This is a genomic window from Mycobacterium sp. NGS59, assembly GCF_059812345.1.
Map to the genome: position 1 here is coordinate 1 of NZ_JCALCN010000031.1, position 12,628 is coordinate 12,628.

10 protein-coding genes are annotated in these 12,628 nt (G+C 69.9%); 2 read left to right on the forward strand and 8 right to left on the reverse strand.

Going from position 1 to position 12,628, the window contains the following annotated elements; all coding sequences use genetic code 11:
- The coding region (mobF, locus tag AC5Y46_RS23275) for a MobF family relaxase (protein ID WP_499993326.1) at positions 1 to 5,152 on the reverse strand (5,152 nt) is incomplete at its 3' end.
- Positions 5,153 to 5,395: 243 nt separating this feature from the next.
- On the opposite strand from mobF, the gene AC5Y46_RS23280 reads away from it, so the two are divergent.
- Both AC5Y46_RS23280 and AC5Y46_RS23285 read left to right on the forward strand, forming a co-directional pair.
- Entirely contained in the window at positions 5,396 to 5,926 is a 531-nt protein-coding gene (locus tag AC5Y46_RS23280) for a hypothetical protein (RefSeq protein WP_499993328.1), read from the forward strand.
- Positions 5,927 to 6,009: 83 nt separating this feature from the next.
- Positions 6,010 to 6,534: a hypothetical protein gene (locus tag AC5Y46_RS23285; protein ID WP_499993329.1), complete on the forward strand. Its 525-nt coding sequence runs from the start codon at positions 6,010 to 6,012 to the stop codon at positions 6,532 to 6,534.
- A 79-nt stretch (positions 6,535 to 6,613) separates the two neighbouring features.
- On the opposite strand, the gene AC5Y46_RS23290 is transcribed toward AC5Y46_RS23285, so the two are convergent.
- The 7 genes from AC5Y46_RS23290 to AC5Y46_RS23320 all read right to left on the reverse strand — a co-directional run bounded on the left by AC5Y46_RS23290 (position 6,614) and on the right by AC5Y46_RS23320 (position 12,539).
- Positions 6,614 to 7,150: a hypothetical protein gene (locus tag AC5Y46_RS23290; protein ID WP_499993330.1), complete on the reverse strand. Its 537-nt coding sequence runs from the start codon at positions 7,148 to 7,150 to the stop codon at positions 6,614 to 6,616.
- Between the two features lie 28 nt (positions 7,151 to 7,178).
- Positions 7,179 to 7,520, reverse strand: a complete 342-nt coding sequence (locus tag AC5Y46_RS23295; protein WP_499993332.1) for a hypothetical protein — start codon at positions 7,518 to 7,520, stop codon at positions 7,179 to 7,181.
- 376 nt (positions 7,521 to 7,896) lie between these two features.
- Positions 7,897 to 8,940 (reverse strand): DUF932 domain-containing protein, encoded by a 1,044-nt coding sequence (locus tag AC5Y46_RS23300; protein ID WP_499993333.1) that lies wholly within the window; start codon positions 8,938 to 8,940, stop codon positions 7,897 to 7,899.
- 423 nt (positions 8,941 to 9,363) lie between these two features.
- Positions 9,364 to 9,681: a hypothetical protein gene (locus tag AC5Y46_RS23305; RefSeq protein WP_499993335.1), complete on the reverse strand. Its 318-nt coding sequence runs from the start codon at positions 9,679 to 9,681 to the stop codon at positions 9,364 to 9,366.
- A gap of 85 nt (positions 9,682 to 9,766) precedes the next feature.
- A complete protein-coding gene (locus tag AC5Y46_RS23310; RefSeq protein WP_499993336.1) occupies positions 9,767 to 10,252 on the reverse strand; it encodes a hypothetical protein in 486 nt (161 codons plus the stop codon).
- Between the two features lie 393 nt (positions 10,253 to 10,645).
- On the reverse strand, positions 10,646 to 11,674 hold the full coding sequence (locus AC5Y46_RS23315) for a DUF4192 domain-containing protein (protein WP_499993337.1): 1,029 nt from the start codon (positions 11,672 to 11,674) through the stop codon (positions 10,646 to 10,648).
- A gap of 328 nt (positions 11,675 to 12,002) precedes the next feature.
- Entirely contained in the window at positions 12,003 to 12,539 is a 537-nt protein-coding gene (locus AC5Y46_RS23320; protein WP_499993338.1) for a hypothetical protein, read from the reverse strand.
- Positions 12,540 to 12,628: the final 89 nt, after the last annotated feature.

Below are 12,628 nucleotides of genomic sequence, written 5' to 3' on the forward strand. Positions count from 1 at the left end.
GCGCGGTTTCGGGCGGGTAGTAGAGGGCTCCGGGGCTGACGGTGCTGGCGGCCTGCAGGTAAGCAACCTCGGCGCGTAATTGGTCGATGTCGGTCGCCAGATCGTAGGCGTGGGTGGGGCGCTGCGCCAGGGCGCGGGCCGCCCCGGCTTCTGCGCGGCAGAGTTGGTCATCGAGGGTGCGGGCGTTTCGGCGGGCGTCGTTGAGGGCGGCGGTGTCGGTGGTGATGGCCGCGGTGCGGCGGGTGTGGATGTGGTGTTCGGTGACGATGCCCTGCGGGCCGCCGGCGGCGTCGAGCAGGGTGGTGCGGGTGTCGTCGAGTCGGGTGCGCGCAGTGTGTAGCGCGACAGTGATGCGCTCGGTGTTTCTGGTGACCTGGTCGCGGTGGGCGCGGTAGCGGGCGGCGGCACCGTGATCGGCGCGGCGGGTCGCCGCGGTGATGGCGGCGTCGAGCTGGTCGAGCAGCGTGGCGTGCAGCGCGGCGGCGTCTTCGGCGTGCACCCACCGGGTGTGGGCGTGGGCCAGCGCCTGGTGCAGGGGCCGCTGCTGGTGGTGGCGGCGGCGCAGGTCGGCGAGTTCGGCGGCGGCGGCGTGTTCGGCGGGTCCACCGCCCCCGCCCAGGATGGCTTTTTCCAGCTGGCGCAGGTGGCGGTAGGCGGCGTCGCGGCGGGCGCGCAGAGCGGGGATGTCAGTGTTCTCGGCCAGCTCAGCACGCAGGGGCCGGTGGTGGGGGAGGTCGTCGAAGTCCAGGCCGGCGAGGTCCTCTTCGGCGAAGCTGTAGGGGTAGTCGGTGGGGTCGGGTGGCGGCTCGCCCAGGTGCTCCTCGAGCCCGTAGTCGCCGGTGGCGAACAAGTCGAGTTGGTCGCCGACCGCCTGTGTGTGCTGGGTGTCGGCGGGGTGCGGTACGTCGGGGTCGAGGGTGGCGGCGTGGTGGGTGAGCAGCTCGACGCGGTAGGTCAGCAGGCGCGCGTACTGGTCGGGGCGCAAAGGCTTTTCGGCGTTGATGTCGTGCAGGTGTTCCGCGGCGGCGGCGAGCAGATCAGCCGGGGGCCAGTCACAGGCGGCCACCGCGGCGACCAGGGACGGCCAGGCGTGGTCGGTGATGATCGCTTCGGCGACGACGGTGCCGAACAGACCGTGTAGCGCCGCGGCCCAGGCCGGTCGCAGGGTGGTGTCGGCGCGATCCAGCGACGGCGGGGCCAGGGTGCCGGCCAGGCGCCACCACAGGGCGGCGGCGGGCATCTCGGACGGGAGTGGGCCGTGCGCGGCTAGGGCGTCGCGCAGCAACGTGTCGATGTCGGCGCCGGCCTGGGCGGCGTCGTTGAAGTGGGTGGCCAGGCGCGGCCAGAACGGGTCTGCGGTGAGATGTCGGTCGTGGTTTTCGGCGAGCTGGCGCCAACGCGCGGCGTCGGTGTTGGCTCGGGTCAGGGCGGCGTCGAGGCGGGCGTTGATGAGCTGTTGGAAGACCTTGGAGCGGTTGGGGTGTTGTTCGGGGCCGGTGATGCGGGTGTCGGCCTGATCGACGCCGTGGGCGGCCCGGAAGACGGCGATTTCGGCCATCAGAGGGTCGCGCTGGCCGAGCAGTGGGCGCGCCCATGCCGGTGCGGTGGCAGCCCCCCACCCGCGGGCGGTGGAGCGTACGGTGTCGGCGAGTTCGGTGACCAGTTCAGCCCGCGCGCGCAGGCACGGACCCCACACGTCATCGTTGCTCAGGGCCGCTGGTGTGGGGTTGAGCCAGTGCAGCGGGGCGGGTTGTGGCGCAGTGGTTTCGCCGCGGATGGGCAGGCGCCAATCCAGGACGGCGGCAGGGTCGACAGCATCGCCGAGTGGGGTGGCTGCGGCGTCGTGGAGGGCGGCGACGGGGTCAGCACCGTGCAGGGCAAGCAGAGCCAGGTTGCGGCGCAGCACCGGCCAGGCCGGGGCGTCGGTGACGCGGGTTCCGAGGCCCGCGGCCGCGGTGTCGATGGCGGCCATGACGGTGGTGCCGGCGCGGTGTTCGGCGCCCGCAGAGAGCGCATCGGCATACATCGCGCACGCTTGGTGTAACCGGGTGAACGGGTCGGCGTCGAGTGCGGCGGCGGTGTGAGCGGAGATTTGTGCGCCGTCGCGGCCGAGAATGGTCGTGAGCACGTCGACGGCGGTCGGTGGGTGGGTGGCTTTGGGCGCCAGGATGCGGTGCGGGTCGGATTCGGCGGTGGAGCCGTAGAAGTGGTTTTCGGTGCGTCCGCGGGTGCCAGCGACGTAGAGCTGCTGGCGGGTGAGCCGGTCGGAAATGACGGTGTGGCAGGTGCCTTCGACGTCGCGCCCACCCGCGGTCATGCCTTGGGCGGCGTTGATGGTGCAGGCGTAGCCCAGGGTGGTGTTGGTGGTGACGTAGCGGGCGGGTAGCCGCACCGTCGTGGCGCGGCCTCGGAGCGGGACGACGGTCAACGAGCCGTCGTCGTGCACGGTGCGGATGGTCCAGCGGTGACCGTTTTTGACCCAGCCGCCGCGGCTGGTGGTCCGTATCCAGCGGGCGTTCTTGCGGGTGGCGATGATGTCGCCGGCCGAGGCGGTCAGCCCATCAGCGAGGGTGACGGTCGCTGCGGCTTTGGGTGTGCTCGCGTCGGTGCCGGCGGCGGTGAGACGGTCCAGTCGGGCGCGTTCGTTGAGTTGGGCGACTAGCTCGTTGGTGGGAGCCAACAGGATCGAGTCGCGCCCGGCGGCACGGTCGGCGGCCCAGGCGTCGTAGGCCATGTCCGCGGCGTGTTGATCGGCGCCGACATGGACGCGGCCGTGGTCGATGTAGAAGCCGATGCCGGCGGGGTCACCGTTGCGGATGGCCAGGCTGGCGGCGGCTTCGGCGTGCCCGGTTTCGGGGTGGGTGAAGCGCACGACGGTGCTCAGGGTGACCGCATTGTGGCGCTGCGCCAGATCGCGCAGGATGCCGCCGGCCGAGATCGACGCCAACTGCTCATCGTCGCCGATGAGGCGCACGCTGGCACCGCGCGCTTCGGCACAAGCGCGGAGGGTGTCCAGGTCGGCGGTGGAGGCCATTCCGGCTTCGTCGACGATGAGCAAACTGTCGGCGTTGATGGTGTCGAACCATCGGCGGGCGGGGTCGTCGTGGGGGGCTTCGGGTTGGTCTGCCCGGGTGCCGGTGAGCTGCACCAGTTTGGCGAGGGTGTCGGTGTCCGAGCCGAGGTCTTCGGCCAGGACTTCGGCCGCTCCGGCGGTGGGGGCCAGGCCGATCACGGTGCCGCCGCTGGTGCGCCAGGCTGCCGCGAGGGCGGCCATGGCTGTGGTTTTGCCGGTGCCTGCGGGGGCGAGCGCGAGTTGTACGCGGGCCCCGGAGGTGGCCATTTCGCGGACCATGGCAATTTGTCCGTCGTTGAGGGCCACACCGGTGTTGGCGTGGGCTTCCAGCAGCGCCACTTCGATGCTGTCGGCGTCGATGACACGGCCGTCGGTGCGGGCGGCGGCGGCCAGGATGCGCCGCTCAGCGGCCAGGATGGCCTCGCTGGTGTGCAGGGTGGTGTCGTGGCGGGTGTACACGCTGGAACCGTCGGCGCGGCGCAGGGCGGCGGGTTCGTGTTTGTCGGTGTCGGCGTGGCTGGTCAGGACCAGACTGTGCCCGCGCAGGGCGGCCGTGACGATGCGGTCGACCAGTTCGGGTCCGCCGGGGTGATCGGCGTAGCGCAGCTGGCGGTGGGCTTCGGCGCGGACGTGGTTGATGGTCCAGGTGGCGCGATGCTCGGAGACGGTGTCGATGACGTGAGCGGCCTGCTGGTGTACCCAGCTGTCGCTGATCGGGACGTGGTGTGCCGGTGCGTGATTGGTGACCGCGGCGACCATGTTGCTCAGCGCGCGCTGGCTGCCCAGGACCTCGACGGCTTGGACGCGCCAGGTGTGGCGCTGCTCGGCCAGGGAGCGGGGTTCGTGTTTGGCTTGCCGTGTTTCCAGGGTGGCTTGCTGAGTCAGGGCGAGCATCTCCACGGCGGTGGGTTCGCGGCCGTGTTCGGTGTGGAACGCCTTGGCCAGCTCGCCCACCCGGTGGTCGATGGCGGCGCTGCGTGAGGAGTATTTCTCGTTGAGTTCCTCGGGGATGCCGTCGATTTCACGTACCGGTCGTTTACCGCGCCGGGACTGCCGCGCGGTGAACCGCACCCGCAGTTTTTCGACCAGCAACGCTTCGATGCGGGTGTTGTAGAACTCCGAGGCCGCGACCGCGGCACGGTGCAGTGTCGCGCCGTCCAGCGCCATCCACCGGCCTATTCCGTCGGGGCCGATGACGTGGACCTTGTTGCTGACTGCGGCGTGGGTGTGCAGGTTGGGGTCCCCGGCCCGGGAGTCGCGGTGATCGAAGGCGGCCACGATCAAACCGGTGGTGTCGACCTGGGCGATGCCACCGGCTCCCATGCGGGAGAACGCGGCGTTGTCTTCCAGGAATTCCAGGGTCTCCTCCACCGCCTGGCGGTGGCAGTCCTCGATCGCGGCGGCGATCGGCGGTGCCCCGATGGCCCACAGCGTGGAGACCGATTTGACCGGGGTGAAGGTGAGGTCGTAGCCGGCTACCGCGGTGGAGGCGGCGCGGGAATTGGCGGCGATGAAACCGGACAGTTCCCGCGCGTCCGCCGGTGGGCGAGCGTAGGTTTCGGTGAACAATTCCTGCCCGACCGCAGTGCGCAGCCGGGCCCGGATGTCGGGGGCGATGCTGGCTGAAACATCGGCACCGATGGTGAGGTTGTAGTCGCGGTAAACCTCGCGAAGCCTGGTGACGAACCGGTTTTCTTTGCCGTCGACATGGAAAGGCCGGCCCAGCCGCGCGGCCATACTCGCCCCGGCCGCACCGGCGCCCAGCTTCGTCAGAAGACCGGTGATCTGTTCGGCGTTGGGATGTAAACCCTCACCGAACAGCGCCTTCATCTGCTCTTCGCCGACCTGCGAGCCAGCCGGCACGCCCCAGTACTTGGCGACCAGCGGATCACAGGCGTAGCGGGCCAGCGGAGTGGCCAGTGCCGCCAGGCCGCGGCCCATCCACCGGCCCGGGGATTCCCCCTTTTCGGTGTAGTACTGCGCCAAAGTGGGGCGGCCCCGCTCGGTGGCATCAGAGGCGGCGACTTGGCGGATCAAATAGAGATAGCCGTCGCCGGCGGTCAATTTATGTAAGCCCATCACTGCGTCATCACCTGAACCTGAAACTAGGGGCGCCCCCGCCCCCAGATAACGGCCGTTACCGAACCGTTACCTGAGTGCAAGAGGTGTGATGTTCGGCGGTCGGGAAAAGTTAGGGCACCCTAAGTGCCGCTCGGGTGGGCGGTGAGTGCTCGGTTGCGAAGCCTGGTGTGGGGTGCGGTCGGAAAGATTTTTGGCTTGCGTTGCGGCGCTGGGGGGTTGGTGGGGCTTAGCGTGTGATCCATGGCGAACACAGTGATCAGCAAGCAGGCCCGCCGCGCCGCGCGTGAGGCCGCCAGCGCCGCCCAGGATGACGTGGTGCGCCGCACCAGGGCCAACGTCGAGGACCTGGGACGGTACTTCTCCGCCCGCGAACGCGTCGAGGCCGTCGACGGCTGGCTTTCGGCGCGTCAGCAGGTGTTGCGTGAGGATGCCGATCGCCGCCGAGGCGCGCAGCGCGTGGTGTGCGGGCAGGCGCTGGCCGCGATGCGCGATCGGGGGGAGCCCCTGCGTGAGATCGCGCGGATGGCCAAGCTCTCCGAAAAGCAAGCCCGCGAACTGATTCGGGAAGCCGAAGCAGCCGGCCCAGTGGCGCAGGACGAGGCGGCGACGGCGGCGCAGCCGCCGGGTGCGGACGCCGAGGCCGCGCGGCCGGTTGCTGAGCCCTCGGGCGGTGCGGTCGAGGCGAGCGAGGCGCCGTCAGTGACGGCAGGGGACGCGAGCCGAACCGGTGCGGCTGTGAAGACGCTGGCGCCGTCCTCGGCGACGGTCTAAGGCGGCAGTGTCGGTGTGCGCGGCGATGATGGGTGCTGGTGCGGCAACCGGGCCGCACGCGGGCATCGAAACGCAGTGGGGTCATGGGACGTTCGCAACCGCTACAGCTGGTCGTCGATCCGGTCGCGCATGCCGAGGAGTTGGCGCGCTTTGCCAGCCACGTGGTGCGCGGGCCCGGAGCGGAGGATTGCGCGATCTGGACAGGCGCGGTGGGAACCGACGGCTACGGCCGGTTCTGGGTCGGCCGCGGGTCGGACCGGATCATGGTGCGACCGAACCGGTATGCGCTGGCGGCCGCACTTGAAGGCGAACCGTTGGCGCCGTGGGTGCGCGCTCTGCATGGCTGTGACAATCCGGCGTGCGTGAGGGTGAGCCTGCCCGGGGAGGTCGGCCTGCTGCACATCGTGGGCGGGACTCAGCGCGACAACATGGTGATGATGGCGCGGGCCGGTCGCGGCGGCGGGCGGCTGCCGATCCGGCAGGGCGACAATGGTCTTCGCGCGCGCCGCGAGCGGGCGGTGGCGTTACGCGAAGCGGTGCGCCATGGCTGGAACGCCGAGGCGGTGCGCGTGGCGCTGCTGGGATCGAGTGATCCGACTCTGTGGTGAGTGGTGGGCCGGAGGCTAAGAAGGGTGCCCGACCGCCAGCGCTGTCGGGGCGGCTGGCGGTCGGGCCCCTGGGTGGAGCTTACTGGCGCGCGGTCCAGCCGGGCCCGGGGTGGCTGAGCCGGTAGTGGAGTCGGTCGCGCGCCCAGGCCCCGAAGTTTTGCGAATTGGGTGTGGTGCGTTCGGATTCGGCGGTCAGCGAAGGCAGCGGTGTGCGCCGCCACCCGGTGTGGTCGGCGACCAGATCGGTGTGGGCGAGGTATTCGCGCTTGTCGAGGTTGCACAGGTAACCCTCGCGGGTTGACGCGGCTGCCTCGCCCAGTGGCGTGTTCGGTGTTACGCCGTCTGCCACGAGTCCGTCGAACCGCACGAAATGGCGGTCCTCGACAAGGAAGTACAGAGCGGCCTGGTGGCCGGGATCGGGGTCGGCGCAGTCACCGGCCCAGACCAGGCGCAGACCGCCGTCGAGAGCCAGCAGGGTGAGCACCGCCGACATGAGCGGGTCGTCGGCGCGGGTGTGCCCGGCCAGCTTGAGGCCCGAGCCGTAGTCGGCGGGGTCCAGGGCGCAGACGATGTGCCCGGCGGTGTTGAGGAAGATCGGGGTGAAGTACTCGCCCATGAGTTCGGCTCCTTTCGGTGTCGAGGGTTCAGCGGACGATGCCGGCGGTCAGGGTGTCGGCGGTGACAGGTTTCCATCCGATAGGGGCTACTGCCCAGGCGGTTTCGCCGGTAACGACGACGTCGCCCACCGACAGGCTGCGGTGCCCGGCCAGGCGGTAGCGCAGCGCCCAGATGTGTTCGGGCTCGTCGATGTTGAGCTGTTCGAAGACCACGTTAAGGGCGACGTCGACGAGAGCGGCTCCGGTGAGGTGCTCGGGGAGGTCGAGGTCGAAGGTTTCGGCCATGCGCAGTTGCGCGGTGGTGTCGTTGAATCCGAAGAAGCGGGCGTGGGCGTGGTTGAGGTACACGGTGGTGCGCAGAGTGGTCATGGGACAGTCCTTCCGTCGAGGTTGGTGTGCCGGTCGGCACGGGGTGCGGGCAAGCGGGTGAGGGTGGGCTGTCCACCCCGAAGAGTCCGGTGGTAGGGCCGGCGGATTTTCGGCCCGCGAGCGGCAGCGAGCTGGTAGGGCCGGAAATGTCCTCCGCCGCCGGCGCGACCACCGGGCGTGGGTGGACAGCTCGGGCCCCCGCCCGGTTAGCGTGTGCGCCCCGTCGAGCGGCAGAAGGTGAGTGGCTACGGAGGAGGTGGCCGCCGCTGAGGCGGCCCGCGCGCGCGCCGTCAGGCGCGGCGATGAGGCCGGAAGAAAAAGGGGGGCCCGGCCAACCCCCGAGTGTGGGGAGCTGGCCGGGCCCGGGCGGGTCGGGTTAGAGCGTCTGCAGCATCCGGAAGGCTTGGGCTTTCAGCGAACTGGTGCTGGCGGCGCTGGCGATGTTGCGCAGCGCGCGGGCGTTGGCCGCGTCACTGCTGGTGCGGGCACCTCGGACCGGGACGTGATGGTCGAGGTATTCGGTGACGGCGTTGTAGGCGGCCCAGCGGGTTCCGGCGATCGGGGTGAGGGTCGGCGAGGACGTCCACAGCTTCACGATGCCGCCCGCGCGTTCGCGGCGGTGCCGGCGGGTGGCGGTGCTGGTCGCGGCGTCGACTTCGAACAGTTGGTGGGCGAAGTCGCGGACCTGATCGGTGTCCATCTCCCGGGCGTAGAGCGCGGCCGCTTCTGCTTCGAAGGACTGGGCGTAGCGCCAGGTCAGTTTCAGCGCGTTGCGGGCCTCCAGGATGGCCGCGCGTGCCCCGCCGGTGTGCCGGATTCCCCAGCTGGCCTTGGCATCCCGCAAGGCCGCGGCTTGGGTGTTGCGGCAGACGATGCGGATCGGGGTCACGAGGAAGGTGAACTTCGAGGACCCGTCGTGGGAATTCAACGCCGCCAGATAGAGCTCGGTGCGGTCTTTGGTGCCGTCTCGGCCGTCGAACACGATCGCTTCGGGCAGCTTCATGGTGACGAAGGTTTCCCGTCCGCCGCGCAACGCGCCGGCGGTCTCGAAGTGCGCCCCGCTTTCGTCGACGAGGGCGTCGAGGAGATCGCAGGACGCTTCGTTTTGGACGGGCTCGTACTTGCTGCCGACGACGCCAAGAACGTCGAGGCGGCCGTTGATGGGGTTGGTGCGCACGGTGGCGTAGAAATCGGGCACCGGCAGGGGTTGCGGTGCGGTGACGCCGTTTTCGTCGATGACGGGCTCCTGGGGCACCTGCAGGGCCATTTTGCGGACGTTCCAGCCGGCCAGGTGGGCGGCGTCGAGGGCTTCGCGTGCGGTCATGGTGTGGCCGACGGTTTGGCCCAGGCGGTGCCAGTGGTCGCTGCGGGAGTTGGCGAAGGAGGCGATGCCGCTGGTGATGTCGAGTTCGTGTGCCATGAGAGGTGTTCCTTTCGGGAAACGGTGTTGTGGTGCGCCGGTCGGCGCAGGGGTGCTTGGAAGCGGGTGGGGGTGGACGGTCAACCCCGCAGAGTCCGCGGTGGGTGTTCGCCGGGTTTTCGGCCCGCGCCCGCCCGGCGCGCAGCGCCTCGGGGCGGGCTGGCATAGGGCCGAAAACGGTCACTCGGCTACGGCGATGCCCGACCGTGGGCGTGGGTTGAGCGGACGGGTCCCCACCCGGTTACCCTGTGCGCCCTGCTGACAGGCAAAAAAGTTGAGTAGCTACGGATTCCGCGACGCCAGGGGCGGCTGCGAAAGGGGTTTCCTCCGGCGGCTGGCCAGGTGGTGGGGCCGGAAGAAAAAAGGGGGCCCGGCCAACCCCCGAGTGTTACGGGTGCTGGCCGGGCCGCGGGTAGATCGGGTTCAGGTCAGGCCTGCGGCGACCAGGGCACGCCGGATGGCGGCCAGGTCGGCGACGCTGTCGTTGAGCATGGCCCAGGTCTGCCAACCGTGCAGGGCGGCGTCGACGTCGGTGTGTGCGACGCGGGGGCGGGTGAGCGCTTGGGTGCGGCCGTGGTCGGGGCGGCGGGTGTCGTCGATGACGGCAACGAGTTGGCCGGTTCCGTCGAACAGACGCGGGTCACCGGGGGGTGCCCAGTTGAGTTGGAACCGGAGCTGGCGGGTGATGTTGTCGGCCGGGTCGACGAAGTCCAGGGCCAGTCCGTAGTCGATGTCAGGCATGAGAGATCTCCTTGAAGGGTTGGGGTATGGGAAACCCGGCCCGCCGAGTCGGTGGCGGGCCGGGCTGTGAGGTCGTCGGTGAGTGCTAGGCGGCGCGGCGACGGTGGTGGTCGACCAGGTGCTCGATCGCGTCGTCGAGGGCGTCGTAGTCGGTCGGGCGGTGGTCGTCGATGGTGGTGGTCCACAGCGGGTCGTCGGCGTCGTCGAGTTCGTCGCCGGTGGCGGCGGCCAGGCGGTAGGTGTGGCCGGCGGCGGCCGCCGACCAGGCCCACTTGTTCTTGGGCAGGGCGTGGAAGGTCAGGTCGCCGGCGCGGACTTTGAGGATCCGGGTCACTGGGCGGGTGTGCAGGTCGGGTGTGGTGGCTTCGACGGCGGCGAGTTGGCCGTGGTCGTCGGTGGCCAGCAGGATCAGGCGGTGCCCACCGTCGGCGGTGCGTTCGTGCACAGTGGTCAGTGCGATGTCACCGTGGTTGTGGGCGGCGATGCGGGTGATTCCGTAGGCCTGCTCGGTGATGCGGCCCGCGGCCTCGTCGCACAGGTTGAAGGCGTGCTCGAATTCTGAGATCTCCATGGTTGTGTTCTCCGTTCGCTCAACGTGATTGGCTGCGCCGGTCAGCGCTAGGGGTGCGGTCAATCGGTCGAGGGTGGGCTGTCAACCCCGAAGAGTCCGGTGGTGGTGCCGGCGGATTTTCGGCCCGCGAGCGTCAGCGAGCTTGTAGGGCCGGAAATGTCCTCCGCCGCCGGCGCCGCCACCGGGCGTGGGTTGACAGGTCGGGCCCCCGGCCGATTAGGCTGCGCCCCCTTGCTGACGGCAAAAGGGTGAGGGGCTACGGATTGCGAGACGCCACGGGCGGCAGCGACAGGGATTTCCTACGGCGGCTGGCCGGGGGTGGGGCCGGGAGAAAAAAGGGGACCGGCCAACCCCCGTGCGGTGGGGAGCTGGCCGGTCCAGGCTTGGTGGTGATCAGTCGGTGTCGGGGGTGCGGGGTTCGGTCGCGGCGATGAGGGCTTGGCTGATCTTTTCCGGTGAGAGCCCGGCACGCAGTGCCGCGGAGAGCAGACCGGCCAGTCCCGGCTCGGGTGTGTGGCTAGTGTGGGCTTCGTCGAACGCGGCGTCCAGGGCGATGCCGGCGCGCACGGTGTCCCCGTTGAGGCACAGGCAGGCCGCTGCCACGGTGAGCGCTTCGGCGCGGGGTGCGCCGCGCAGTCGGCGGGCGATGTGGGTCCACAGGTCCGCGGCGTATTCGGGGGTGTCGATGGCCAGCCCGATCATCGCGTCGCGCAGGGCTGGGTGTGCGGTGATCAGGATGCCCGCGCGGGTGGCCAAGGTTGGATTCGTGATGGGCCCACCGGCCAGGGCGGCGGTGATCTCCTCGACGGTCGCTGCGACGAGACGGGCGTGGTCGCCGACTGTGGCGGGCGGCGCGGGGGGCAGTGGGCTGAATTCGTCCTCGATGTCGCTGCGGTGGGCGCGGATGGTGTGGCCTCGGTGGACGAGTTGGGCGGTGAGCACGGCGTCGGTGTAGGGGTAGGTGGGTCCGTACTGGCCGGTGTCGATGTCGAGCCACTGGCCGGTCTCGGTGACGTCGCGGGTGTGCAGGCAGCGCAACACCTCGATGTTGACGGCGCGCAGGGAGTCTCGGGTGGCTTCCAGTAGGTGGTGGGCGTGGGTGTCGTGGGGTTGGTCGCAGACCGCGAGGATGATCGCGGCGGCGAAGTTCCCGGCGCGCAGGTTGCAGGTGGCGGGGAAGTTGGTGGCTTGCTCGGTGCTGTTGGTGATGTCGAAGCGGGCCGCGCAGCGCACCCCAAGACCGGTGGTGGGGTGCTGGGCGAGCAGGTAGACCACGATGCTGTTGGTGGGAACGAATCCGAGCAGGCCTGGTGCGGCGGCGACGATGTCGGCGGGGGTGCGCAGTGCGTTGAAGTTCTCCATGGTGTTCTCCGTTCGGTGAAGGTGATTGGCTGCGCCGGTCAGCGCTAGGGGTGGGGTCAATCGGTCGAGGGTGGGTGGTCAACCCCGAAGAGTCCGGTGGTGGTGCCGGCGGATTTTCGGCCCGCGAGCGGCAGCGAGCTTGGTAGGGCCGGAAATGTCCTCCGCCGCCGGCGCCGCCACCGGGCGTGGGTTGACCGCTCGGGCCCCCGGCCGATTACGATTTGCCCCCAAGCTGACGGCAATAAGGTTGAGGAGCTACGGATTACGCGCCGCCACCGGCGGGTGTGACCGCCACTGCGCGGCAGCCGGCCGGGTTCGGGACCGGAAGAAAAAAGGGGCCCGGCCAACGCCCTGGTGTGAAGGGTGCTGGCCGGGCCTTGGTGGGTGGTTAGCGTCCTGCTTCGGTGGTGTCGGTGACGTATTCGGCTGCGCCGGTGGGTCCGGCGAAGGACGGCTCGTGGCGGTGTCCGTCGATGCGCAGATCCCAGTATTCGCGCAAGTTGGCCGGGTCCAGGCGACGGCTCAGTTCGTAGTGGTGGTGACCGGACGCAACGAACACGGTCCGGTCGGCCGGATCGGGGCAGGCGTCGTTGGTGATACGGGCGGCGGCGTTGTGCCATGCCAGTGGCCCGCTGCGGAAGGTTCTGATTCGTGAGCTGATCGCCGTGGGCAGTGGGTGAGTGGCGGTGGCTTCGGCGGCGGCGTGCAGGTTCCCGTGGCTGTCGGTGGCGTGCAGCTGGGCGCTGTATCCCCAGGGGTGGGTGGTGTGCAGGGCGGTGACGGTGCGCCCGTCGATGGGGGCCAGGGTGCGGTGGCCTGCGGTGAAGCGGTAGAGGCTGTCGATGGCCAGGCCTTTGAGTCGCTCGGCGAGGTGGTAGGTGGTGGGGTTCGGTGTCGTTGTGGTGTGAATCTTGCTGCGCGCCATGATGTTGTCTCCTGATTCTGTGATGGTGATGTGTGGGTTGGTGGACGGGTTGGGGACACACCCGGCCGGGCCCTGTGCGGTACCCGGCC

What these genes read in the sequence shown, in the direction of transcription:
- AC5Y46_RS23300 (WP_499993333.1), bottom strand. Translation starts at nt 8,940, where the DNA reads ATGGCACACGAACTCGACATCACCAGCGGCATCGCCTCCTTCGCCAAC.
- AC5Y46_RS23295 (WP_499993332.1), bottom strand. Translation starts at nt 7,520, where the DNA reads ATGACCACTCTGCGCACCACCGTGTACCTCAACCACGCCCACGCCCGC.
- AC5Y46_RS23280 (WP_499993328.1), top strand. Translation starts at nt 5,396, where the DNA reads ATGGCGAACACAGTGATCAGCAAGCAGGCCCGCCGCGCCGCGCGTGAG.
- AC5Y46_RS23290 (WP_499993330.1), bottom strand. Translation starts at nt 7,150, where the DNA reads ATGGGCGAGTACTTCACCCCGATCTTCCTCAACACCGCCGGGCACATC.
- AC5Y46_RS23320 (WP_499993338.1), bottom strand. Translation starts at nt 12,539, where the DNA reads ATGGCGCGCAGCAAGATTCACACCACAACGACACCGAACCCCACCACC.
- AC5Y46_RS23305 (WP_499993335.1), bottom strand. Translation starts at nt 9,681, where the DNA reads ATGCCTGACATCGACTACGGACTGGCCCTGGACTTCGTCGACCCGGCC.
- AC5Y46_RS23310 (WP_499993336.1), bottom strand. Translation starts at nt 10,252, where the DNA reads ATGGAGATCTCAGAATTCGAGCACGCCTTCAACCTGTGCGACGAGGCC.
- AC5Y46_RS23285 (WP_499993329.1), top strand. Translation starts at nt 6,010, where the DNA reads ATGGGACGTTCGCAACCGCTACAGCTGGTCGTCGATCCGGTCGCGCAT.